This window comes from Pseudomonas sp. HY2-MNA-CIBAN-0224 (genome assembly GCF_040310285.1).
Classification (GTDB): Bacteria; Pseudomonadota; Gammaproteobacteria; order Pseudomonadales; family Pseudomonadaceae; genus Aquipseudomonas; species Aquipseudomonas helleri.
This window is the reverse complement of the sequence record NZ_JBEOPQ010000361.1, coordinates 1-295: the sequence shown is the minus strand read 5'-3', so window position 1 is coordinate 295 and position 295 is coordinate 1. Positions and strand designations below refer to the sequence as shown.

Here is a 295-nt window from a genome sequence, read left to right as displayed (position 1 = left end):
GTCACGGCGCGATGCTAGGCTTACCTGAAGATTATAATCTTGGTGAACTGTTACGTTGGGGTCACGAAAAGGATTTATTTACCTTAGCCATCTGTCATGGACCAGCTGCTCTACTAGCAGCTAATTTAGAAAGTCCTGATAGCTCAAACCAAGTCGATAACGCTAACAAAGACTTTATCTTTAAAGGTTACGAAATGGTTGCGTTCCCAACTATAATGGATAAGCAAATGCCAAAAATTGGTTATCTGCCGGGACCTATGCCTTGGTATTTCGGTGAAAAATTAGAGGATTTGGG

At 41.7% G+C, this 295-nt stretch carries 1 pseudogene; it reads left to right on the top strand.

The window, feature by feature from the left end:
- Positions 1-295: pseudogene (locus AAEZ03_RS26750) on the top strand (glyoxalase III HchA); the annotation flags it as partial.